Origin of the sequence: Nitrogeniibacter aestuarii, from assembly GCF_017309585.1 — a bacterium.
In the GTDB taxonomy this organism is placed as follows: Bacteria; Pseudomonadota; Gammaproteobacteria; order Burkholderiales; family Rhodocyclaceae; genus Nitrogeniibacter; species Nitrogeniibacter aestuarii.
This window is the reverse complement of sequence record NZ_CP071321.1, coordinates 4,644,878-4,668,342: the sequence shown is the minus strand read 5'-3', so window position 1 is coordinate 4,668,342 and position 23,465 is coordinate 4,644,878. Positions and strand designations below refer to the sequence as shown.

The window sequence follows — 23,465 nt, the reverse complement described above, 5'->3', positions numbered from 1 at the left end:
CATGCCATCCATATTGATCGTCGACGATGAAGTCGGCATTCGCGAACTGCTCTCCGAAATCCTCAGCGATGAGGGCTTCGACATCACCGTGGCCGAAAACGCGGCGGCAGCCCGTGCCCAGCGCAACAAGGCCCGACCTGATCTGGTCCTGCTCGACATCTGGATGCCCGACTCGGACGGCATCTCGCTGCTCAAGGAGTGGTCTGCCGGCGGGCAGCTCAACATGCCGGTGATCATGATGTCGGGGCACGGCACCATCGACACCGCGGTGGAAGCGACCCGCATCGGCGCCATCGACTACCTGGAAAAACCCATCGCCCTGCAGAAACTGCTAGGCACGGTCAAGCGCGCACTGGAAAGCCGTGGCGGCCAGGAAAGCCAGCGCATCAGCCCCCTGACCCTCGCCGCCTTTCCCCGCTCCAGCATGCTCAAGGACCTGGCCAAGCGCCTGGGCCAGATCAGCCTGCGTGCGCGGCATGTGATGTTCCGCGTGCAAGGGGGCAGTCTGGCCGAACTGGCGGCACGCAGCCTGCCCACCCGGCGGGAGCACTGGCTCGATCTGGGCACCGTCACCGGCCCCATCGATCTCGATCAGCTGCAGGCCGCCCAGGGCGGCATTCTCTTCATTGAAGAACTCGGTCGCCTGTCGCGACTGCAACAGAAGAACCTGGCCTTCACCCTCGAACGGCTCGACCGTTACGATCTGCACCTGGCCGTGGCCTCGGCCAGCGGTGCCGATGACCTCATCGAACAGGGCTGGGATGCCACCACCGTCAAGCGGCTCTTCGAGGTCAGCCTGGCGATCCCGAGCCTGGACGAAGTGCGCGATGACATTCCGGACCTGGCCAACCAGCTGCTGGTCCATCTGGTCGAAAGCGGCGAGGTGCCCAATCGCAAGTTCGACACCGGTGCCCTCAACGCCCTGCGCACCCGTGGCTGGAGCGGCGGGTATGCCCAGTTACGCGGTGCAGTGCGCTCACTCGCACTGGGCACCCTCGACGAGGCCATCACCGGTGAAGACGTCCAGCGCCTGCTCAGCCCGGCACCGCTCACCCATGGTCTGCCACTCGACCTGCCGCTGCGGGAGGCTCGTGAGGCCTTCGAGCGGGTGTATTTCGAACACCACCTTCAGCTCGAAGGCGGCAACATGACCCGCCTGGCCGAGAAAACCGGCCTTGAACGCACCCACCTGTACCGCAAGCTCAAGCAACTGGGCATCCAGTCGGGCCGCCGCAGCGAAGAGCGCTCCAGCTGATTGCATCCGTGCTACCCGCAGTGCGCTCGTGCTGCAACGCACAATAAGGCCTGACGTCGGTTCGGGAAGGGCGTAGAATCGAACACCACTTTCTTCAGGGCAGCACGCACTTACCGTGAAAATCATCTTGCTCGGTGCCGGCCAGGTGGGCACGTCGGTCGCAGAAAATCTGGTTTCTGAATCCAATGACATCACCCTGGTCGACACCGATGCCGACCAGCTCCAGGCCATGCGCGACCGGCTCGATCTGCGCACCGTGTGCGGCAATGCGGCGTCTCCATCGGTGCTCAAGGAAGCCGGCGCGGAAGATGCCGACCTGCTGATCGCGGTCACCCAGTCGGACCAGACCAACCTGTGTGCCTGTCGTATCGCCCGCACCCTGTTCAACCTGCCCACCCGTATTGCCCGCCTGCGCTCGTCGGACTTCGTCGATTACCCGGAGCTGCTCGATAACGACAACTTCGCAGTCGATTTCTCGATCTGCCCGGAACAGATCGTGACTGACTACATCCGCCGTCTGATCGCCTTTCCCGAGGCGCTGCAGGTGCTCGATTTTGCCGGTGGCGTCCTCAGCCTGATCGGCGTGCGCGCCTTCGAGGGCGGCCCGCTGGTGGGCCACCCGATCAAGGCACTGCGCTATCACATGCCCAATGTGGAAGTGCGCATTGCCGCCATTTACCGACAGGGCGAACCGATCATTCCGGAGGGGGACACCTTCATCCAGCCGGGTGACGAGGTGTTCTGCCTGGCCGCCTCGGTGCATATCCGCCAGGTAATGCGCGAACTGGCCCGGATCGACCGGCCCATCCGCCGCATCATGATCGCCGGGGGCGGCAATATCGGTCTGCGGCTGGCCCGCTCCATCGAGCGCGACTACGAGGTCAAGATCCTCGAAAACGGCAAGCGCCGGGCCGAGACCATCGCCAACGATCTGACACGCACGCTGGTGCTGCGGGGCGATGCCACCGACGAGAACCTGCTCGAGAACGAGAACATCGACGAGATGGACATGTTCGTGGCGCTGACCAACGACGAGGAAGACAACATCATGTCCGCCTCGCTGGCCAAGCGCATGGGCGCGCGTCGAACCCTGGCCCTCATCAACCGCAAGTCCTACGTGGATCTGGTGCAGGGCGGGCATATCGACATTGCCATCTCGCCAGCACAGACCTCGATCGGCTCCCTGCTCGCCCATGTACGCCGTGGCGACGTGGTGGCGGTGCACAGTCTGCGCCGGGGCGCCGCCGAGGCGCTCGAAATCATCGCCCATGGCGACGAGAAGAACTCCAAGGTGGTGGGCCGTCAGATCGAACAGATCCGCCTGCCACGCGGCGCGACCATCGGCGCCATCGTGCGTGAAGTGGGCAAGACCGAGGAAAAGCCGGGTCGTGCCACGGTGGTCATGCCGCATCACGACACGGTCATCGAGCCCGAAGACCACCTCATCGTCTTCTGTACGTCCAAGAAACTGGTGCGCCAGGTCGAAAAACTCTTCCAGGTGGACTTCTCGTTCTTCTGATGGGCCGCTACAACCCCGTTCTCAATCCGCTGGGATTGATCATCCTCATTTTCGGCCTGCTCATGGGCGTGCCGCTGGCTGTCTCCTGGTGGCACGGCGACAATGCCCTGACGGCCTACGACGAGGCCATCGTCATCACCTTCACGGCAGGGCTTGCCCTGTGGCTGGTGACCAAACGCGGCCGCCGCGACCTGCGCGTGCGTGACGGTTTCCTGCTGGTGGCACTCACCTGGGTCACGCTGCCCTTCTTCGCCGCCTTACCCATCTGGCTCTACATGCCGGACATGAGCTTTACCGACGCCTATTTCGAGGCCACCTCGGGCCTCACCGCCACCGGGGCCACGGTCATGGCGGGCCTGGACAACCTGCCCATCTCGATCAACTTCTGGCGCACCTTCCTGCACTGGATCGGCGGCATGGGGGTGATCGTGCTGGCGGTGGCCATTCTGCCGCTGCTGGGTATCGGCGGGCGGCAGCTGTTCAAGGCCGAGATCCCCGGCCCCATGAAGGAATCGAGTCTCACTCCGCGCATCGCAGAGACGGCCAAGGGCCTTTACCTTGTCTATCTGCTGCTCACCATCCTGTGTGCCCTGGCGCTGATGTGGGCCGGCATGGAAGGCTGGGACGCCGTCATGCACGCCTTCTCGATCATGGGCCTGGGGGGGTTTTCCACCAAGGATGCCAGCCTGGGGCATTTCAACAGCGTGCCGCTCGAACTCATTGCCATGGGCTTTGCCCTGCTCTCGGGCATCAACTTCGCCACCCATTTCATGGCACTGCGCAACCGCTCCCTGCGCCCGTACCGACATGATTACGAGCTGCCGTTCTACCTGTCAGTCCTCGCCGTCAGCATCCTCGGCCTGACCCTCTACCTGATGCAGTTCGACGTGTATGTCGACTTCTGGGACACCCTGCGCTACGTCGCTTTCCATGCCATTTCGCTGTCCACCTCGCTGGGTTTCGCCACCTCCGACTACACCGTGTGGCCCATGTTTGCCCAGCTGTGGATCCTGTTTCTAGGTAGCTTCATCGCCTGTTCCGGCTCCACCGGCGGGGGCATCAAGATGATGCGCGCCATCATCCTCTACAAACAGGTGTTCCGTGAGGTGGTGCGCGCCATCCACCCCAGCGCGGTCAAGCCGGTCCGCCTGGGAAAGTCCACGGTGCCGGACAAGATCCTGCACGCGGTGCTGGCCTTCAGCTTCATCTACATGTGCACCATCGTGACCCTCACACTGGTGCTATCAGCCTCGGGGCTGGAGCTGATCACCGCCTTCTCGGCGGTGGTGGCCACCCTGAACAACACCGGCCCGGGCCTCAATGCCGTGGGCCCGGCCTCCAACTATTCGGTGCTCTCCGACTTCCAGACCTGGGTGTGCTCGTTTGCCATGCTGCTGGGCCGCCTGGAAATCTTCACCCTGCTGGTTGTCCTGACACCCAGCTTCTGGCGCAAGTAAGCGGTCGGAGCCGGCCCGGTGCGCAGCTACTATCCGGTCATCAGTGCCTTCGGGCTGATCCTGATGATTTTCGGACTGCTGATGGGCTTTCCGCTCACGGTCTCGTTCTTCATGCACGACGGTGCAACCACCGCCTACGACGAAGCGCTGGTGGTCACCTTTGTGGTGGGGCTGCTCCTGTGGGCGTTGACCCGCCGTAGCGACCGCAAGCTGCGCACTCGCGACGGCTTTCTGCTGGTCTCGGCCACGTGGCTGATCACCCCGGTGTTCGCCATGCTGCCGATCTGGCTCTACCTGCCGAATCTGAGCATCACCGACGCCTACTTCGAAGCGGCATCCGGGCTGACCACCACCGGTGCCACCGTCTTGTCAGGGCTCGACCAGTTGCCCATCTCGATCAACCTGTGGCGCTGTTTCCTGCACTGGGTCGGGGGCATGGGGGTGATCGTGCTGGTGGTCGCCATCCTGCCGATTCTCGGTATCGGCGGGCGCCAGATCTTCAAGGCCGAGACCCCGGGGCCCATCAAGGAAACCACCCTCACCCCGCGCATCACCGAAACGGCCAAGGGGCTGTGGCTCACCTATCTGCTGCTCACCCTCGCCTGCGGACTGGCCCTGTGGCTGGCAGGCATGGATGGATGGAATGCGGTGATCCACGCCTTCTCCATCATGGGGCTGGGTGGATTCTCCACCTACGACAACTCGCTGGCCGCCTTCAACAGCCTGCCGATCGAAGCCGTCACCATCTTTTTCGCTTGTGCCGCCGGGCTCAACTACGCCACCCACTACATGGTGATTGTGCAGCGCTCCTGGAAGCCGTACCGCTACGACCCCGAGGCCAAGTATTTCTTCCTGGTGCTGGCGGCCAGCACCGTGATGCTCACCCTGTTTCTCTATGCCCAGCCCGAACATGGCGACCTGCCCGGCACCTTCCGGGTGGTGCTGTTCCAGGTGGTCTCCATGGCCACCTCGCTAGGCCTGACCACGGTCGACTACGCCACCTGGCCGGTGTTTGCCCAGCTGTGGATCCTGTTCCTGTCGAGCTTCGCGGCCTGCTCGGGCTCCACCGGCGGCGGCATCAAGATGAGTCGTGCCATGATCCTGTACAAGCAGGTGTTCGCCGAAGTGCTGCTGGCCCAGCATCCGGCGGCGCTGAGGCGCGTCAAGTACAGCAAGACGCCGGTGGCGGACAACATCCTCCACGCGGTGCTGGCCTTCGGTTTCATGTACATGGCCAGCGTCATTGTGCTGACCTTGCTGCTCGGTGGCAGCGGGCTGGATCTGGTCTCCGCCTTCAGCGCCGTCATTGCCTGCCTGAACAATGCCGGTCCGGGCATGATGGTGGTCGGCCCGGCGCAGAACTACGCGCCGCTGAGCGATTTTCAGACTTGGGTGTGCTCCTTCGCCATGATTCTCGGACGGCTCGAGATCTTCACCCTGCTGGTGGTGCTCACCCCGGTGTTCTGGCGCAAATGAGTTTCTGCGCAAAGCGTTGACCCAACCGGGTGTCAGGCAAACGCCAAAACACGGATAATCCCGTTTTTGGTTGAACAAGATCAGGATTGCCCGTGAGCCCCCTGCGCAACGACACCTTCCTGCGCGCCTTGATGCGCCAGCCCACCGAATACACACCCCTCTGGCTGATGCGCCAGGCCGGGCGCTACCTGCCCGAGTACTGCGCCACACGAAAGCGTGCCGGCAGCTTCCTGAACCTGTGCAAGAGCCCGACCATGGCCTGCGAGGTCACCCTGCAGCCGCTCGAGCGTTACGACCTGGATGCGGCCATCCTGTTTTCAGACATTCTCACCGTGCCTGACGCCATGGGCCTCGGGCTGTATTTTGCCGAGGGTGAGGGCCCCCGCTTCGAACGACCGCTGCGCGACGAGGCCGAGATCATGAAGCTCACCGCCCCCGATCCGGCCGGTGAGCTCAAGTACGTGACCGACGCGGTCAGCGAGATCCGCCGTGCCCTCGATGGTCGTGTCCCGCTGATCGGCTTCTCCGGCAGTCCGTGGACCCTGGCCTGCTACATGGTCGAAGGCAGCTCTTCGAAGGACTACCAGCAGATCAAGACCATGGCGTATCAGCGCCCCGAACTGCTCCACCGCATCCTCGACGTGGCCGCCGACGCCGTCATCGCCTACCTGAACGCCCAGATCGACGCCGGCGCCCAAGCGGTGATGGTCTTTGATTCGTGGGGTGGCGTGCTCTCCCACGCGGCCTACCGTGAGTTCTCGCTGCAGTACATGGAGAAGATCGTGGCCGGCCTCAGGAAAGAAGCCGATGGCCGACGCGTGCCCTCCATCGTGTTCACCAAGGGCGGCGGCCTGTGGCTCGAAGCCATGGCCGACATCGGCTGCGACGCCCTGGGTCTGGACTGGACCGTCGATATCGGCGATGCCCGTCGCCGCGTGGGCAGCAAGGTGGCCCTGCAGGGCAATATCGACCCGTCCATCCTGTTCGGTACGCCCGAACGCATTGCCAGCGAAGCCACGGCCATTCTCGACAGCTTCGGCAACCACCCCGGCCATGTCTTCAATCTGGGCCACGGCATCTCCCAGTTCACCCCGCCGGAGAACGTCAAGGTGCTGGTCGACACGGTACACGCCCATAGCCGCAAGATTCGCGCGGGCAACTGATCCGTTCGGATCGGAAATGACGTAAATTCTTCTCAAGAGTCAACCCCGAAATCGCGTCTTTTGGGGTTGACTTATACACACGGCGTGAACTCAAGTGCCTGCAGCATGACGTTCGAGCAATCGATTCGGGTAGTTTTACAAGCGATTGTTTTTTAAGGACTTTTTTATTGCCTCAAGATGGTGCACGGTAAGAAAACCCGTGTGCTGGCGGCGACTTAGCGGTTTATCCCGGGCTGTTTCCACAAAGTTATCCACAGCTTTTGTGGACAAGCCCGGATTACAGTTTTATGGCAGGCAGTTAGCGCTTTCTTTACGAAGCTTTTTCTCCACAACACGCGCTAATTCATTGTTTTAATTAACTATTCATCAAATGATCAAGACTCGGCATGCCCATTGTCCGCATCGCCCTTCCGGTCCCATTACCGCAACTCTTTGATTATTCATGTGATTCAATATCACATGCAGATATCGGCCGCTGTGTCCGAGTCAGTTTCGGTCGCCGTCACGAGACGGGCGTCATCGTGGCACTCCCTGAACAAAGCGATGTTCCGCCGGCCCGGCTCAAACCCGTCGAGCACGTGCTGCGTGACGTCCCCGCCCTGCCTGCCGACTGGCTTGAGCTGACCGCCTTCGTCGCACGCTACTACCACGTGCCCCAAGGCGAGGTGATCGCGCTCGCCCTGCCCCCCGATCTGCGCCGTGCCAACGATGTGGATGACACCGACACCGACCCGCTGCTGACGCTGACGCCCGCCGGATGGCAAACACACGATGCCGGGGGCCGACCCTCCAAAGCCCGTCACCTGCTCGAGCAATTGGCCAAGGCCGGCGCGACGCGAAAATCGGTGGTGCGCACCTGGCCCGACGGTCAGGCCTGTGCCGACCTGTTGCGCCGTCAGTGGGCATACGCGGTACGACCCCAGACGCCCGCACGCACAGCAGGTCAGCTGCCGACCCTCACCGAAGAGCAACTGACCGTCGTGCACACCGTCTGCGACGCCGAAGCGGGCTTTGCGCCCTACCTGTTGCAGGGCGTGACCGGTGCCGGCAAGACCGAGGTGTACTTGCGCCTGATCGAACAGGCACTGAAAGAGGGTCGGCAGGTACTGGTGCTGGTACCGGAGATTGCGCTCACGCCCCAGCTCGAACAGCGGGTCATCGGCCGGTTTCCCGACGCCGACATCGTCGCCCTGCATTCCGGGGTGGCGGACGGTGCCCGCTCGCGGGGTTTCGTCCGTGCCATGAAGGGGGAAGCCGACATCGTCCTGGGCACACGCCTGTCCATATTCACCCCGCTGCCGCGACTCGGGCTCATCGTGGTGGACGAGGAGCACGACGCTTCGTACAAGCAGCAGGAAGGCGTGCGCTACTCCGCGCGCGACCTGGCCGTCTGGCGGGCCCGCCAGCGCGAAGTACCGCTGGTGCTCGGCTCGGCAACCCCCTCGCTGGAAACCTGGCGGCATGCCCAGGAGGGCCGCTACACCCGGCTCATGCTCACCCAGCGTGCGATTGCCACCCAGTTGCCCAAGGTGCGTCTGATCGACACCCGGCGCGTGAAACTCGAGGACGGGCTCTCGCCCACACTCATCAAGGCGCTGGAGTCCCGGCTGGAGCGCAAGGAACAAAGCCTGCTCTTCCTCAACCGGCGCGGCTACGCCCCCGTACTCTCATGCAATTCCTGTGAATGGATCAGCGCCTGCCCGCACTGCTCGGCCAATTGCGTGGTGCATCTGAAGGACCGCCGCCTGCGCTGCCATCACTGCGGATACGACACCGCCATTCCGTTTGCGTGTCCGGACTGCGGAGATCAGGACATGAAACCGCTGGGACGCGGCACCCAGAAGCTCGAGGAGGGCCTGAGTGAACGCTTCCCCGAGGCGCGCATCCTGCGCGTGGACGCCGACGCCGCCCGCTCACGGAAACACTGGCTCGATCTGCTGGCACGGATCCATGCCGGCGAGGCCGACATTCTGGTGGGCACACAGATGATGGCGAAAGGCCATGACTTTCCGCGCCTCACGCTGGTCGGCGTGGTGGGCGCCGACGCGGCCCTGTATGCCTCCGACTTTCGCGCGCCGGAACGGCTCTTCCAGCAGATGATGCAGGTGGGTGGGCGGGCCGGCCGCGCCGCGCTGGCCGGGGAAGTGGTCATCCAGACCGAATTCCCGGACCATCCCCTGTTCCAGTGTCTGCAACGGCAGGACACCGACGCCTTCTGCAAGATGGCGCTGGCCGAACGGGAGGAAGCCAACTTCCCCCCCTTCACCTTCCAGGCCATGCTCAGCGCCGATGCGCCGGTACTGAACGATGCGCTCGACTTCCTCGCCCGTGCCAGCGAGTGCATCGCCAGCGACCTGCCCTCGGGCATCTTTGTCTACGACCCTGTGCCCATGCGCATGACCCGGCTGGCCCGCCGCGAACGCGCACAGCTGCTGGTCGAGTCCGCCTCGCGCGCTGCCCTGCAGGGTTTCCTTACCGAATGGATGCGCCGGCTCTACCGGCTCAACACCGCACGCGATGTGCGCTGGCGGCTGGATGTGGATCCGCTGGACGTGTGATCCTTGCGCCACCATTGACACCCCGGGCACTGAGTCACACAGACCAAATATCTGTTTGACATATACTCGCGCGTTCTGATTGAACTGCGGATGGGTCGCGATCGTGGGTAACCGGTCATTCCTTTACATCGAATCGGCAGACGGCGAGAGTGTTGAGCAGATCGCCGAAGCCAATAACAATTTCCCGGGCTGGTGGCAAATTGCCCTGGCCGACGGACTGCCCGGCGAGGCGATCACTGATCAACGCGTATTTGGCGAGAATGGCACGGCCAACCTCACCAGCGACGCGTGTAGTGCACTTGAGCGAATCGAGACAATGTGTGCCTTCGTCCTCAATCACCCAGCCGCCGAAAGCATTCCCCATCTGCGCCTTCAACTCGAAGCGCTGCCGAAGCATCTGGGTGAGCAGATCGGCGCCTTTCAAGACGATGCCGGCCCACCACGACTCTCCGCCAATCTGGACGAGCTGTCATGGCTCGGCGCAGATGACCCGGAAATCTTCATCGAGAAATGTCGTCAGGACTGCAATGTCCTTTGGTCTGAGCTTGTTGACGCGATGCATGCTCGAAACTTCCATCGTTTCAATCAGTTGTTTGGGTTGGACCAATACGGAAACACATCGTCAGAGTGGTCAAGCTGGGCCTGGTCGTTCGGGCTGGCAAGCCTGGAGCATCCCTATTTCTACGGTGGCGATGATCCCCCTGATGTCGCCTTCGAGGACTTCGAAGCGCCACCGCCAGCGCGCTATGAGACCTCCCTCGGCCTCGGCTTCGAGTGCTTCGAAGAGAATGGCAAATGGGGCGTCATTCACGAAGACACCGATCCGCTGCGAACCGTCATTGAAACTCCACAATGGGACAACCTGAGTCGTGCGGGAATCGAGGGGCTGGCCTGGTGCGAACAAGACGAAAAATTTGGCTTGCTTCAACTCACGCTGAACGGCGCCAAAGTGATCGTCGAGCCCCGATTCGATAACGTCTACCCGTTCGAAGAGGGTCTGGCTGCCGTTTCGATCAACGGAAAGCTGGGCCTGCTGACCCCTGACGGTCAATGGCGGGTCGCACCAATGGCAGATAACCTCGGCGATTTTTTCCACCAGCTTGCCACCTTCCAGGTCAATGAGCTTGAAGGCATCCTCGACACGACCGGCCGAATCGTTCTGCCGCCAACCTATGATGCCATTGGTGATTTCTACAATGGTGAAACCACATGGGTGGAGCATCAAGGACGACATGGCATCATCCACCGCAATGGCACATTGGCACTGCCGGTAGAGTACGAATCGGTGGATATGTGGCCCGATGGCGATGGCTACTTCATCACGCGTGGCAACCACCATGGCTGCGCCGACGCGAGCGGGACCATCGTCATCGAACCCTGTTGGGATGACCTGGAACGCTTGGGCGACAACGCCACGTTCAAGGCATGTATCAAGGACCGCTGGGGTGTCATCGACCAAACCGGGCAGGTGCTGGTCGAAGCACTTTGGGATGACATCCATCCCCGCCGATTCATCCAGGTACAACGCGATCTCAATTGGCTCGAGCAGCGACCCAGTGAGTACTTCGTCCTGAGCAAATCAAAGCTTGGACTCTGCGATGGCCAAGGACGAGTCCGTGTACCGCTGCAATTCGATGTGCTCGAGAACCTGAGCAACGCTCCGGTGGACCCACACCTTTGTGATCTACTGCTCGCAGGCAACATCAACACGGCTGAAGAACTGCGTTGTGGGGTTTATGACCTCAAGGCAGATACCCTGACACTAACCCCCCGATTTCTCGCGATCCGCGCCTGCGTCCTTGACGATGACATCGTATATCTCTCCGAATCACCACAAGCAGACAACGAGCAGAACCCGTTGATCGGCATCCACCGACGCGACGGAAGCGCAGTGTTTGAAGAGCGTTTCGCGTGGATTGCCGAACCCTATCTGCTGAGTCACGAGTGGATGGGACAGTGTGTGGTCAACGCCGTGACAGAAGCCTGGCAAAAGAGAGAACCGGTTCGGGCCATGCAATCTGGCAGCGGCACACTTTTCTGGCTCCATGCCGACGGCTCATCGATCTCTCATGAAGACCACCTGATCGAATTGCACAACCGCGGTGACCGGACCGCTGCCCTCTCACTGGGTCGCGCACTAAGGTCAGGCAGCGGGATGACACGCGATCCAGTGCGCGCCCGAGAGTGGCTTGCCCGTGCGGCCGGACTGGAACACCCGTTCGTCCCCGCCCAACAAGCGCGCGAAAGCCTGGTGGCCCGGCTATTCGGCCGCCGCGGAACCGAACCTGCTGGGCGGGTCCGCTCGCCCGATACAAGCTGCAATGGAAATCCAGAGGCCCAATTCCACTTGGCCGAAATGCTTGCCGAAGGCGAGGGAGGCCCTGTTCAGGCCGAAGACGCCCGTCTTTGGCTGTCCATGGCCTTTACCAAAGACAGCGCCACGCGCGCCGATATCGGCGTTTACCTCGGCTACCTGTGGGAAACCGGCGCCGGTGGTGAAGTCGATCTTTCTCGCGCCTTCGAACTGTACCGTCAGAGCGCGAGCGAAGGACATCGCGTGGGTCTGACCAACCTGGGTTTGTGCTACCGCAACGGCACAGGTGTTGCGCAAGACATCGACCAAGCCATAGCACTCTTCAGCGAGGGCGCCCAGAAAGGTTCCATTTACAGCACTTACCTATATGCCTTGACCCTCCACGAAACATCGGAGCACCTTGACGGTGAAGCTCGAGACAAGAGCCTGAACGGCGCAGTCAATGCGCTCAACAAGATCATCGCTGACCCGGACTGCGACGAATACCCGAAAGCCTGTGCCCTCCTCGGTGAAATTCTGCTCTCGGAGCGCTATCCTCACCGAGATCTGATCCTCGCCCAGAAACACCTTGAAAACGGCGCGCGTGCAAGCGATAAAGCATGCATCAGCCATCTGATCAAGGGCGTTTTCGGTAACCCTGCACATCCTTCGTACGATCCGGACGTGGCCGAACAATGGGAAAAGTTGCGGGGGCAAGAGTAGGAGACGTATTCCGGTTCGGCGACGGGACACGGGTCTAAGCGTAGTGCAAGATAACGCGCTCGATACGAGCCCGAACCGGTTCCTCCACGCTGAGTTGATCGGCGTGGTCGGCGCCGGTGTCGCACTCTACGCCACCGACTTCCCCGCACCGGAGCGACTTTTCCAGCAGATGATGAAGGTCGGCGGTCGCGCCGGTCGCGCAGAACTGGCCGGCGAAGTGCTCATCCAGACTGAATTTCCCGACCACCCGCTGTTCCAGTGCCTGCAACGGTAAGACACCGACACCTTCTGCAAAATGGGCCTGGCCGAATGGATGCGCCGGCTCTACCGACTCAGCACCGCACGCGACGTGCGCTGGCGGCTGGATGTGGATCCGCTGGGTGTGTGAAGCGATCTCTTTCGAGAGCCGCTGATTCGATGGCCCCTGCTTCGACCATGTCGCTCACTCCACTCATTAACTATTTGTCATAGACTACACACTCTTCCGAGTAGTAAAGGCGAAAGAAGGACGTGATCACAATCGAGGTCATCAGCAATAACAACGCATCCGGGTTTGAATCCGACTCAAATTTTTTTCTGTGCATCGAATCTGCCGATAGCAGGCGTATCGAACCGCTCGCTCGCTCACCAAGACTGTTTCCCGGCTGGTGGCGGATTGCATTTGCCGGTGCCCGAGTCGTTCCTCAACCGCCGAGTCAGCGTGGCTCAAGCGAGCACCTTAATCTCAGCTTGGTCGTCGATGCCCGTAAAGCGGCGGCGCGACTGAAGCGCGTTATTTCATTTGCTTTGGGCCATCCTTCGGTCAAATCAATAACTCATCTCGGCCTGCAGCTTCGCGCGCTGGATACCTTTCTCAGTGAGACCGTTTCAAAATGGACAGGACCGGGAAACAACCCACGGTTCTGCGTCGATCTTGACGAACTCTACTGGCGCGATAAGACCGAAACTCTCGAACTCATTGATCAGTTCAGAAGCGACTGTGAACACCGCTGGGAAGCAGTCCAGAAGGCGATGCGCACCACCGACTATGCCGAATTCAACCGACTGATTCTACTTAGCGACAAATTATTGGACCCGGGCCAATGGAAAACGTGGTCAAGGTGTTTTCATTTTCAAGGTATTGAGCACTCCTATTTCGCAAGCACGGACGAACCAAGGGACGTCCCCTACGAAGACTACTTTCCGCTGAAGTCGGCAGAAGAAAGTGTTCTTGGTGGAGGATTCGAATGTTTCGCTGAAGATCGAAAATGGGGCATCCGTTACCGAAGCGAGGATGGCGAACTAAGCGTCATCGCACGACCTCGCTGGGATGACGTGCGTTCCAATGCGCACAGCGGACTTGCATGGTTTGTCGTTTGCGGGCAGTACGGTCTATTGGAAGTGACACTCGAAGGGGCGCGCGAGATCACCCCACCCACTTTCGACAGGGCATTCGATTTCGAAGACGGCTTGGCTGTGGTCTCGGTCGACTGGAAACTTGGCCTCTTGCAACCTGACGGCGTCTGGCGTAAGGAACCGTTCGCAGACACCGTCGGCGACTTCCACCGAAACGTCGCAACCTTCAGAGTCAACCAGCTAGTCGGTCTGATCCATTTAGACGGTCACATCATACTGCCTCCCACTTACGACCATATCGGGGATTTCGAGGACGCGGAAACGACATGGGTCGTGAAAAACGATCAACACGGCGTGCTGAAAATCGACGGAACCCTGCTACTCCCAATCGAATTCGACGACATTGATCCACTAGACAACGAAGCGGGGTTCATACTCGAAAAAAACGATCTTTCAGGATTCGCTGACGCAGAAGGCAACATCTTGATCGAGCCTCACTGGGAAGGCTTCTACGCGCTCGAAAGCTCTCGGACATTCCGCGTGTACAACCAAGGTGTGTGCGGTGTCATGGACGCGGCCGGACGACTCCTCATCGAACCGGCGTGGGACAACATAAGACCTCGATTCAGGGCGAAAGAATTGGCCATAGTGCATGAGCCAGAACTCCTGCCTCGCGAGTACATTGTCTCGCGCAACAACAAAGTCGGCCTCTGCAATGAGACAGGGCAAATCAAGATCCCGGTCATCCACGACAACCTCGAAAACCTGGCCCAGTACCCGTCAGAACCCCATGAGCGGGATCTCGTGCTCCTGGAAAAGAAGCTCGACGACTTCGAATCCTTAAAGGGACTTTTCGACCTCTCGAGAGACCAGCAGACGCTCGAAGCGCGTTTTGAGCAGATCAGGCCCTGCGTTGTCGGGGAGCAGATTTTCCTCCTTACCACTCTGCCCAACACCAGTTTCGCAAAGCCACCTGTGTTGGGCATATATACACGGGCAGGGCACGCAATCGCCGAGAACCGATACACTTGGATTGGCTCACCTGACACAACGATACAATCCAAACTGAGCGATCAGGTGGTCGAGGTCGTCAGCAATGCTTGGACAAAGGGAGAGAGCGTCGCGGCACTGGATTCGAAGACCAATGAAATTTTTTTGCTGAGCGCCGACGGGCACTGCGTTTCCCGCCTTTCCTTCCTGCTTGACCAATGCGCTCGAGACGTACCGGGTGCCGACTACCAGCTGGGGCTGGCCTTACGCCACGGTGACGGTATGGCGCGGGATCTGATCTGCGCTCGGCATTGGCTGGCAAAAGCGGCCGGCGTCCGACTGACCACGCCACCCCAAGCACCACCAAAGCGGCGAGGGTTTTTCGCCCGACTCTTTACGCTCAAACCCCAAAGACCAGAATGCAAGATTACCCCTCCACTAAAAAGCACAAAGGGATCACCGATCGCTCAACTGGAGTTGGCGCGCATGCTCATGGCTGGAGAAGGCGGACCAACTCACGAGCGATACGCACGCCTTTGGTTGGAAAAAGCGTATGAGCAAGACACGCCCGCGCGCCCGGAAATAGGCACCGAACTGGCTCGAATGCTGGAATCTGGAACTGGTGGCGACGTTGATCGAAACAGGGCATTCACGCTGACTCAGGAAGCAGAATATGCCAATGCCCTGACCCAACTCGGTCAATACTACCTTGAAGAAAGAGGCGGTCAGAGCGATCACATCCTTGCTATCAAGCACCTCGAACGCGACCACGCAAACGGTTCCGCAGGGAGCAGTTACTTGCTCGCGTCAGCCCTGGTAGAGAAAGCTGAAACACTCGATAAAGATGCGCGGATTGTAGCGCTGTCACAAGCTCACGCCTGCCTCGAAAATGTCATCGACGACTACAGCAACATCGAGCTTCTAACCAAGTCCCTCGCGGTCATGGCCGATATCCTTCTCGATCCTTCATACCCCGACTCAGACCCTTTGATGGCACAGAACCATCTTGAAAAAGGCGCCAAACTAGGATGCCAGAATTGCATCGGCCGGTTGGTCGAACGCATTTATGGAAACAACGAGCACCCGTCCTACGATCCTCAAAAATCCCACGAGTGGAAAAAACGCTGGAAACCGGATTAGGGCCAGGATCGAACGTCAAATCCTGACCACCGTCTGAACATCAGCGTTGCCGTCGAGTTCTGGAACAGGCTATGGAACGCCCCAAAAGGACCACAACCAGCGCACAGCATATGACCCACGCAAAGGACTTCGATTCTGTGTCCACCCTTGAATTCAGGCACAAGCTCGTGCCACGTCCTGCATGATGACAATCCAGTTCTCGTCCTTCATGCCTCAGACGTGTTTTTCAGCCAGGCCACGAATGCGTAAGTGCTGAACCCAGGCTTCGGGCAACTTCAACAAGACCCAGTGCACTTGCACATGACCCGCTTGGTACGCGGCGAACGCGCACAACTACTTGTCGAATCCGCCTCACGGGCCGCGCTGCAGGGCTTTCACACCGAATGGATGCGCCGGCTTTACCGACCCAGCACCGCACGCGATGTGCGCTGGCGGCTGGATATGGATCCGTTGGATGTGTGAAGACGGGACTTGAGGCCGACGGCTGCGAGGAATACTTCAACGTGACGAAAAAAAGCAAAGCCACGAAGATCGCCGAAAGCACATAAAAGCCGACATCCCGAGCGTGCTTGGGATCAGCATCCACGGCCCTCCCGGTCAGATAGGACAGCGCCTCCAGGACGCACTGCCCAACGAATTCAACGACAATTTCACCGAGCGCCAATCATCCAAGATCCTGTCCGAAATCGGCTGATCATATTCCATGAACATCAGGCCGTCAGACATTGCGCGCCAGCCAATCTGCCCGATTCTTCAAGCGTTGCGCCCACTGCGTCGCGAGCCCTATTGCCTCAGCCAGCGTATTGACCTCTTCGACCGAGGGCCGATGCGATTGCTCGAGAGCCCATAGCCGCGCCAGTGTCATGCCGGGGGACGGGCGTTCGACGAGTTCGAGTGCGCCGTCTGGTGGGATGTCGCCTGGGTGAAGCACCCGGAAATACCAACCCGTGAGCCCGTTGTCGGCCACCAGACGCGAAGCCGCATCCACGCCGAGCCGATGGCTGATCTTCCAGCACGGACGGCGCGGCTGGCTGACCTGGAGTCGGGCATCGCCAAGGGCGAAGACATCGCCGATACACACGTCGCTTTCAACAAGGCCGCTCACGGACAGGTTTTCCCCCAGCACGCCAGGCAGCAGAAGGTTGCTCGCCATCGGCATGAGTTCGGCAAGCCGGGTGTAGTGATCCGCCGGGTAGAGGTGCACCGCCTTGTCGGGCCCGCCGTGGACACGTCGGTCGCCCTGGGCGTCGCCGCGCAGGCCTTCGATGTCGCAAAACACCGGGGTGTCGCGGCGCACCTTGTACATGCCGGTCATCTGACCTTCGGGCGGCAGGGGTTTGAGTCCGCCGGTGAAGACGGTCACCGGCTCCCAGTGCTCACGACTCATGGTGTTTCCTCCAACGGCCAGAGCCAGGCCGCGCCGCGCACGCCAGAGCTGTCGCCATGGGTCGGCGGCACCAGCCGCGTGGCGATGGTGTCGGAGAACACATGGGGCACCCACAGGCGCGGCACGTTGTCGTACAGCCGGGACAACTGCGAAAGCCCGCCGCCGAGCACGATCACGTCCGGATCGAGAATGTTGATCACCGTGGCCAAGGCACGCGCCAAGCGGGCCTCGTAGCGCTGCAGGGTGGCTTCCGCCGCTGCATTGCCTTGGGCCGCCGCGTCGGCGATACCTCGCGCATCGAGCGACTGGCCGGTCATTTTCAGATGATCCGCCGCCATGCCGGGGCCGGACAGCCAGGTTTCGACACACCCCGAGCGGCCGCAATAACACGGCCTCGGATCTACCTCGCCACTGAGCGGGTTGTGGCCCCATTCACCGCCGATGGCGTTGGCACCGGTGAGTGGCCGGCCATCGATGACAATGCCGCCGCCCACGCCGGTACCGACAATCACCCCGAACACCACATGCGCGCCCGCCGCCGCGCCATCGCTGGCTTCGGAAACGGCAAAACAGTTGGCATCGTTTTCAATGCGGATGGCGCGCCCGAGCGCTTGTTCGATATCCGCTTGGAGCGGCTGACCGATCAGGCAGGTGGAATTGGCGTTCTTCATGCGCCCGTCACGGGTGGACGGTGCGCCGGGCGTCCCGATGCCGACGCTTGCCGATACACCGAGTTCGGCCTCGACATCACGCACCAGCGCGACGATGGTCGCCACCGTCGCCACATAGTCCGCCTGCGGTGTGGGGACGCGCTTGCGCATGCATTCGCGGCCATCACCATCGAGCGCAATGGCCTCGATCTTGGTGCCGCCCAGGTCGATTCCGATGCGATGCATATAGGCCCTCGCCGTTGGCAATGGGCCTATCGTCTCATGCCCGATAACGGCTGGAAAACCCCGTCAGTGATCGATTCAGCCGCCGCGCGCACCAAACAGGTACGTGCGCTCCCCCGAGTTGGTGCGAACGGTCGGCGTCGGAGTCGGCGGGCGCTGGTCGTCGTCGGTGCCGTAGCGCAGTTGCACCGCGATCGTCACCAGCGTTTCGTCGTTTTCTTCTTCTGCCCTGTCAATCATGGACTTGGCGTAGTCCGCATCTTCGAAGAAACGGTGTGTATTAAGGCTGACGCCAGTGACACGGCGCAGGTGAATCTTGAACCGGGCGATCAGTTGGGGGTCTGTCTGGGTCATGGTGTTGCTTCATGTGGTGCAGAATCACGTTGCACCGCAGCAAACACCATGCCAAGGCTACTACCCAAGCCATATGCCCTGTTCGAGGAACTGTCTGGTGGCTGCCTCGGCCCAACCCCGGTTGGCGGCCGGACTGGCCGGGCTGGGATGCAGAACACGCCCGATCTTGAGCGGCAGATCGCCCACCACGGCCTCCGCCCGCTTCTGGGCCCAGGCACCCACACCCACCACCCAGTCAGGCTCCAGCGCTTCGACCAAGCGGCGAAGATGCGCATCGCAGGCTTCGAACAAGGGCCGCGTTTCGGCCGCAGAGAGCTTGTCGGGGGTGACATTGCGACCACCGTCGAGAAACGCCAGCGGACAGTAATTCGCCACGAAGTGCTCCGCGAAGAACACGTCGGCCACACCAAACCGATCCGCGAAGAGCCCCCACAGACGACGCCCGCTCACTTCGGACCGGGCACAGGCAAAGCCCTCGATGGGGCGCTTGGGGCTCTCGTCACGCGGCCTGCTCACCTCGGCTTCGATCCCCATCCAGCGGCGCACCATCTCGACCTCACCGAAGGGTACGCCGGTCTGCACCATGCCGAAGGGGCCCGGGTTCATCCCCAGCAGCACCACACGCTTCTTGCCGCTGCCATAGCGCTCCAGATACGCTCTATGCGGCGCCCAGGCGTAATCCAGCGGGTTATACACATGGGTGACCGGGGCAGAAAAATGCAGCGCATCGACCGCGTCGCGCAACTGCGCGGCGGCATCGACCAGCGGGTGGGTCATGAGAACATCCTTGAGTCTTCGGGCCGCTCGTTCCACGGGGCGACCTTGAGCAACAGCAACATGCCGGGGAAAGCCAGAAAGAAGCAGAGCCAGAAAAAGGGCAGATAGCCCCCGAGCCAATCGACCAGCCATCCCGCAGAGGCGTTGATGAAGGTGCGTGGCACCGCCATGAGGCTGGTGAACAGCGCCAGCTGGGTGGCCGTATAGGCCGGATGGGTGGTGCGGGCCATGAAGGCGACAAAGGCTGTGGTGCCCAATCCGGCACCCACCGCCTCGCCGGCGATCACGGTGGCCAGCACGGCAAGTCGCCCCCCATCCGAAGGGGCCGGGCCCAGCCAGGCCAGCCACACGAAGCCGAGAATGGTCACCACCTGCACCACACCGAAGATCCACAGGGCCCGATTGATGCCCAGCTTGACCATCCAGATGCCACCTAGAATGCCACCGATGACCATCGGCCAGAGGCCGGCGTTCTTGGCGATCACCCCGATCTCGGTCTTGCTGTAGCCCATGTCCAGATAGAAGGGCGTTGCCAGCGCGGTGCATAGTGAATCGCCGAGCTTGTAGAGAAAGATGAACAGCAGCACCAGCAGGGCGGACTGCACACCGTGGCGTCCGAAGAATTCGTGGAAAGGCTCGACCACTGCATCGCGCAGGGTGCGGGGTCGGTAATCCGCCGCTTTCGGCTCACCCACCACGAGCGTCATGATCATGCCCGGCAGCACGAAGGCCGAGGTGATCATGAAGACCTGATCCCAGGGCAGATAATCGGCCAGGATCAACGACAAGGACCCTGGCACCAGCCCGGCAATCCGGTAGGCGTTCACATGAATGGCATTGCCCAGCCCCAGCTCTTCATCGGGCAGGATTTCGCGGCGAAAGGCGTCGAGGGCGATGTCGAGGGTCGCCGAGGCCAGCGCGATGATCACGGTCAGCCCGACCACCAGGGTCAGATCATTGGACGGTGACAGGCGGCCCAGCCAGGCGATCGAGGCCAGAAGTGCGACCTGGGTGACCAGCATCCACCCGCGCCGACGCCCCAGCTTCGGCAAGATGCCGTATCGATCGAGCAGCGGCGCCCAGAGAAACTTCCAGGTGTAGGGAAACTGGATCAGGGCAAACGCACTGATGGTCTTGAGCGACAGGCCTTCGGTCCGCAACCAGGCGGGAACAAGATTGAACAGCAGGTAGAGCGGCAGGCCGGACGCGAAGCCGGTGAAGATGCAGATGAGCATCCGCCGGTTCAGGATCACATCCTGCCAGCGGCGCCGGGGTACGGCAGAATCGGTCATTCGGGCCTGGGTGGGTTGGCTGGGGTCTCGGTGGGCGCAGGCCCGGTCTCGCTCCCGGCCTCTGATGGGCCCATCGTATCACTGGAGGTCTGTGCTTTGCCTTCATCCTTGCGGAAGGCATCGACCATGCCGGCGCCCGCCTGGCGTACACGCTCGGCGGCGCGGCGTGTGGCTTCCAAAATCTTTTCCTTGGCCTCCTGGGTCGCCACACTGGCATCACGCTCGACCTGAATATGCTGCGCATCTTCGAGCTGTTGCGTCTCGTCCGGTATCGGTTCGATGGACGACACCGAATCCGCCGCAGGCGGGGCCCCCTCGGGCGCCACGTCCGGCACGGGTGGCGCCACCACGGGCTCGACCGCCGGTGCCACCGGATCAATCTCGGGTACCGGTTCGACCGATGCGGCATCGGTGTCGTTGTCGGAGCTACCACCGCCCAGGCGACGCAGGGCCTCGCCGGCCTTCTTGACTGCGTCTCTCGCGGCCTGACCAGCGTCGCGCACCGCTTCGGTGGTTTCGACTGGCTGCGGAGGGTCCGGCGGGTCGGCTTCAGGCGTGCAGGCGAACAGCGCCGTGCAGGCAGTGAGCAAAACCAGCAAGGGCACCCGGCCCATGGACGCCTCCATGTAATTCGAATGAAACGGGAAAGGCCAACATTGTCCCACAGCTGGACTCATGTCATCTGTGAGCGGTCTCACATCACAAAACTTGAAGAAAAAAAAGCCGACCTGATGAGGTCGGCCACAAGCGAGGTAATGACACTGGAATCAGGCAGCGTCCAATGCTGCAGCATGATGCCGCAGATGGTCCTCGATGAACGTCGCAATAAAGAAGTAGCTATGGTCGTAACCGGCCTGCATGCGGATCGTGGCTGGATGGTCAGCGGCCTTCGCGGCCTCGACGAGTCGCTCGGTGAGCAGCTGCTCGGCCAGGAATCCATCCTCTCCACCCTGATCCACCAGCAAGGGCAGGCGCTCCGGTGCGTTTGGAATGAGCTTGCAGGTATCCCACTCGGCCCAGGCGTCCCGGTTGTCCCCCAGGTAGTTGCCCAGCGCCTTCTGACCCCACGGACAATCGCTCGGGCTGACGATGGGAGAGAAGGCGGAAACCGACAGATAACGCCCGGGGTTCTTCAATGCACAGATCAGCGCACCATGACCGCCCATGGAGTGACCACTGATCGAACGCTTGTCGGTGACCGGGAAGTGCTGCTCGATCAGTGCCGGCAGCTCCTGCGTCACGTAGTCATACATGTGGTAATGGCGGTTGTACGGTGCCTGCGTGGCATTCACGTAGAAACCGGCGCCCAGACCGAAGTCGTACGCACCCTCCGGATCGTCCGGCACCCCTTCGCCGCGCGGACTGGTGTCCGGCGCGACGATGGCGATACCCAGTTCGGCTGCCATGCGCTGGGCGCCGGCCTTCTGCATGAAGTTTTCATCCGTGCAGGTGAGGCCGGAGAGCCAGTACAGGACGGACACCGGTCCGGTCTCGGCCGCTGGCGGCAGATAGATCGCGAAGATCATGTCCGTGCCGGTGGCCGAGGAACGGTGCCTGTAGCGTTTGTGCCAGCCGCCGAAGCTCTTGTTGCTGGCAATCAGTTCCAGGTTGGCATCCATGGGCATTACTTGTCGAAGTGGATGACGGTACGGATGCTCTTGCCTTCGTGCATGAGATCGAACGCTTCGTTGATGTCATTCAGACCCATGGTGTGGGTGATGAAGGTATCGAGCGGAATCTCGCCTTTCTGGGCACGCTCGACATAACCGGGGAGCTCGGAACGACCGCGCACGCCACCGAAGGCGGAACCACGCCACACACGACCGGTCACCAGCTGGAACGGACGGGTGGAGATCTCTTCGCCGGCACCGGCCACGCCGATGATGACCGACTCGCCCCAGCCCTTGTGGCAGCACTCGAGGGCCGAACGCATGACCTTCACGTTGCCGATACATTCGAAGGAGTAATCCACACCACCGTCGGTGAGATCGACGATCACTTCCTGGATCGGCTTGTCGTAGTCGAGCGGGTTGATGCAGTCGGTCGCGCCCAGTTGCTTGGCGATTTCGAACTTGCCCGGATTCACGTCGATGGCGACGATGCGGCTGGCCTTGGCCATGGCGCCGCCGATGATGGCAGACAGGCCGATGCCGCCCAGACCGAAGACGGCAATGGTGGCACCCGGCTCGACCTTGGCGGTATTGAGCACGGCACCGATCCCGGTGGTCACACCGCAACCGAGCAGGCACACCTTCTCGAGCGGCGCATCCTTGCTGATCTTGGCCAGGGAAATCTCGGGCAACACGGTGTACTCGGAGAAGGTCGAGCAACCCATGTAATGGAAGATGGTTTCGCCATCCTTGGAGAAACGGCTGGTGCCATCGGGCATCAGGCCCTTGCCCTGGGTGGCGCGAATCGCCTGACACAGGTTGGTCTTGCCGGATTTACAGAACTTGCACTCTCCGCACTCGGGCGTGTAGAGCGGAATGACGTGGTCGCCCACGGCCACGGAGGTCACGCCCTCGCCAATGGCCTCGACGATGCCGCCACCCTCGTGACCGAGGATCGACGGGAAGATGCCTTCCGGATCGGCGCCCGACAGGGTGAAGGCATCGGTGTGGCAGACACCGGTGGCCACGATACGGACCAACACTTCGCCCTTTTTCGGCGGTGCGACATCAACTTCGGTGATTTCCAGTGGGGCGCCAGCCTTCCAGGCCACGGCAGCACGCGACTTGATCATGATGTATCTCCCTATTTTTATATGCGGGTATGGGGTGGGGGTGCATGGGTATAGCCCAAGCAGTGTAGTAACTCGCTCAGGAAAAATAATTAGCTAAAATGGAAAACATT

At 61.3% G+C, this 23,465-nt stretch carries 18 protein-coding genes; 10 read left to right on the top strand and 8 right to left on the bottom strand.

The window, feature by feature from the left end; genetic code table 11:
- Position 1: 1 nt before the first annotated feature.
- The 10 genes from J0W34_RS21785 to J0W34_RS21740 all read left to right on the top strand — a co-directional run bounded on the left by J0W34_RS21785 (position 2) and on the right by J0W34_RS21740 (position 16,371).
- Positions 2–1,255: a sigma-54-dependent transcriptional regulator gene (locus tag J0W34_RS21785; protein ID WP_227817348.1), complete on the top strand. Its 1,254-nt coding sequence runs from the start codon at positions 2–4 to the stop codon at positions 1,253–1,255.
- A gap of 115 nt (positions 1,256–1,370) precedes the next feature.
- Positions 1,371–2,774, top strand: a complete 1,404-nt coding sequence (gene trkA, locus J0W34_RS21780) for a Trk system potassium transporter TrkA (protein ID WP_227817347.1) — start codon at positions 1,371–1,373, stop codon at positions 2,772–2,774.
- Complete coding sequence (locus J0W34_RS21775; protein ID WP_227817346.1) at positions 2,774–4,231, top strand: TrkH family potassium uptake protein; 1,458 nt, start codon at positions 2,774–2,776, stop codon at positions 4,229–4,231. Before trkA ends, J0W34_RS21775 begins: the two co-directional genes overlap by 1 nt.
- Positions 4,232–4,249: 18 nt before the next feature.
- Positions 4,250–5,707 (top strand): TrkH family potassium uptake protein, encoded by a 1,458-nt coding sequence (locus J0W34_RS21770; protein WP_230970183.1) that lies wholly within the window; start codon positions 4,250–4,252, stop codon positions 5,705–5,707.
- Positions 5,708–5,799: 92 nt separating this feature from the next.
- Complete coding sequence (hemE, locus tag J0W34_RS21765) at positions 5,800–6,870, top strand: uroporphyrinogen decarboxylase (RefSeq protein WP_230970182.1); 1,071 nt, start codon at positions 5,800–5,802, stop codon at positions 6,868–6,870.
- Between the two features lie 386 nt (positions 6,871–7,256).
- The gene (locus J0W34_RS21760) at positions 7,257–9,428 is read left to right on the top strand and encodes a primosomal protein N' (RefSeq protein ID WP_230970181.1); all 2,172 of its coding nucleotides are present in this window, start codon (positions 7,257–7,259) and stop codon (positions 9,426–9,428) included.
- A gap of 103 nt (positions 9,429–9,531) precedes the next feature.
- On the top strand, positions 9,532–12,444 hold the full coding sequence (locus J0W34_RS21755) for an SEL1-like repeat protein (protein WP_230970180.1): 2,913 nt from the start codon (positions 9,532–9,534) through the stop codon (positions 12,442–12,444).
- 43 nt (positions 12,445–12,487) lie between these two features.
- Positions 12,488–12,718, top strand: a complete 231-nt coding sequence (locus J0W34_RS22365; RefSeq protein ID WP_407941180.1) for a hypothetical protein — start codon at positions 12,488–12,490, stop codon at positions 12,716–12,718.
- A gap of 236 nt (positions 12,719–12,954) precedes the next feature.
- Entirely contained in the window at positions 12,955–15,909 is a 2,955-nt protein-coding gene (locus tag J0W34_RS21745) for an SEL1-like repeat protein (protein ID WP_230970179.1), read from the top strand.
- A gap of 249 nt (positions 15,910–16,158) precedes the next feature.
- Entirely contained in the window at positions 16,159–16,371 is a 213-nt protein-coding gene (locus J0W34_RS21740) for a hypothetical protein (protein WP_331001526.1), read from the top strand.
- Between the two features lie 256 nt (positions 16,372–16,627).
- Here J0W34_RS21740 and J0W34_RS21735 read toward each other — a convergent pair whose 3' ends face one another.
- The 8 genes from J0W34_RS21735 to J0W34_RS21700 all read right to left on the bottom strand — a co-directional run bounded on the left by J0W34_RS21735 (position 16,628) and on the right by J0W34_RS21700 (position 23,358).
- A complete protein-coding gene (locus J0W34_RS21735) occupies positions 16,628–17,296 on the bottom strand; it encodes an MOSC domain-containing protein (protein WP_230970177.1) in 669 nt (222 codons plus the stop codon).
- Complete coding sequence (locus J0W34_RS21730) at positions 17,293–18,192, bottom strand: ROK family protein (RefSeq protein WP_230970176.1); 900 nt, start codon at positions 18,190–18,192, stop codon at positions 17,293–17,295. The genes J0W34_RS21735 and J0W34_RS21730 overlap by 4 nt, the downstream gene beginning before the upstream one ends.
- A gap of 75 nt (positions 18,193–18,267) precedes the next feature.
- Complete coding sequence (locus J0W34_RS21725) at positions 18,268–18,543, bottom strand: hypothetical protein (RefSeq protein WP_227817340.1); 276 nt, start codon at positions 18,541–18,543, stop codon at positions 18,268–18,270.
- Between the two features lie 60 nt (positions 18,544–18,603).
- A complete protein-coding gene (locus tag J0W34_RS21720) occupies positions 18,604–19,320 on the bottom strand; it encodes a uracil-DNA glycosylase family protein (RefSeq protein ID WP_230970175.1) in 717 nt (238 codons plus the stop codon).
- Positions 19,317–20,612: an AmpG family muropeptide MFS transporter gene (locus J0W34_RS21715; protein WP_227817338.1), complete on the bottom strand. Its 1,296-nt coding sequence runs from the start codon at positions 20,610–20,612 to the stop codon at positions 19,317–19,319. The genes J0W34_RS21720 and J0W34_RS21715 overlap by 4 nt, the downstream gene beginning before the upstream one ends.
- A complete protein-coding gene (locus J0W34_RS21710; protein WP_230970174.1) occupies positions 20,609–21,226 on the bottom strand; it encodes a hypothetical protein in 618 nt (205 codons plus the stop codon). Before J0W34_RS21710 ends, J0W34_RS21715 begins: the two co-directional genes overlap by 4 nt.
- Positions 21,227–21,379: 153 nt before the next feature.
- Entirely contained in the window at positions 21,380–22,231 is an 852-nt protein-coding gene (gene fghA, locus J0W34_RS21705; RefSeq protein WP_407941117.1) for an S-formylglutathione hydrolase, read from the bottom strand.
- A 5-nt stretch (positions 22,232–22,236) separates the two neighbouring features.
- Positions 22,237–23,358, bottom strand: a complete 1,122-nt coding sequence (locus J0W34_RS21700) for an S-(hydroxymethyl)glutathione dehydrogenase/class III alcohol dehydrogenase (protein ID WP_456238060.1) — start codon at positions 23,356–23,358, stop codon at positions 22,237–22,239.
- Between the last annotated feature and the right edge of the window lie 107 nt (positions 23,359–23,465).

Excerpts from the sequence above, each read along its gene's own strand:
- J0W34_RS21725 (WP_227817340.1), bottom strand. The coding sequence starts at position 18,543 with ATGACCCAGACAGACCCCCAACTGATCGCCCGGTTCAAGATTCACCTG.
- J0W34_RS21760 (WP_230970181.1), top strand. The coding sequence starts at position 7,257 with ATGCCCATTGTCCGCATCGCCCTTCCGGTCCCATTACCGCAACTCTTT.
- J0W34_RS21775 (WP_227817346.1), top strand. The coding sequence starts at position 2,774 with ATGGGCCGCTACAACCCCGTTCTCAATCCGCTGGGATTGATCATCCTC.
- J0W34_RS21720 (WP_230970175.1), bottom strand. The coding sequence starts at position 19,320 with ATGACCCACCCGCTGGTCGATGCCGCCGCGCAGTTGCGCGACGCGGTC.
- J0W34_RS21735 (WP_230970177.1), bottom strand. The coding sequence starts at position 17,296 with ATGAGTCGTGAGCACTGGGAGCCGGTGACCGTCTTCACCGGCGGACTC.
- J0W34_RS21715 (WP_227817338.1), bottom strand. The coding sequence starts at position 20,612 with ATGACCGATTCTGCCGTACCCCGGCGCCGCTGGCAGGATGTGATCCTG.
- J0W34_RS21710 (WP_230970174.1), bottom strand. The coding sequence starts at position 21,226 with ATGGGCCGGGTGCCCTTGCTGGTTTTGCTCACTGCCTGCACGGCGCTG.
- J0W34_RS21785 (WP_227817348.1), top strand. The coding sequence starts at position 2 with ATGCCATCCATATTGATCGTCGACGATGAAGTCGGCATTCGCGAACTG.
- J0W34_RS21730 (WP_230970176.1), bottom strand. The coding sequence starts at position 18,192 with ATGCATCGCATCGGAATCGACCTGGGCGGCACCAAGATCGAGGCCATT.
- fghA (WP_407941117.1), bottom strand. The coding sequence starts at position 22,231 with ATGGATGCCAACCTGGAACTGATTGCCAGCAACAAGAGCTTCGGCGGC.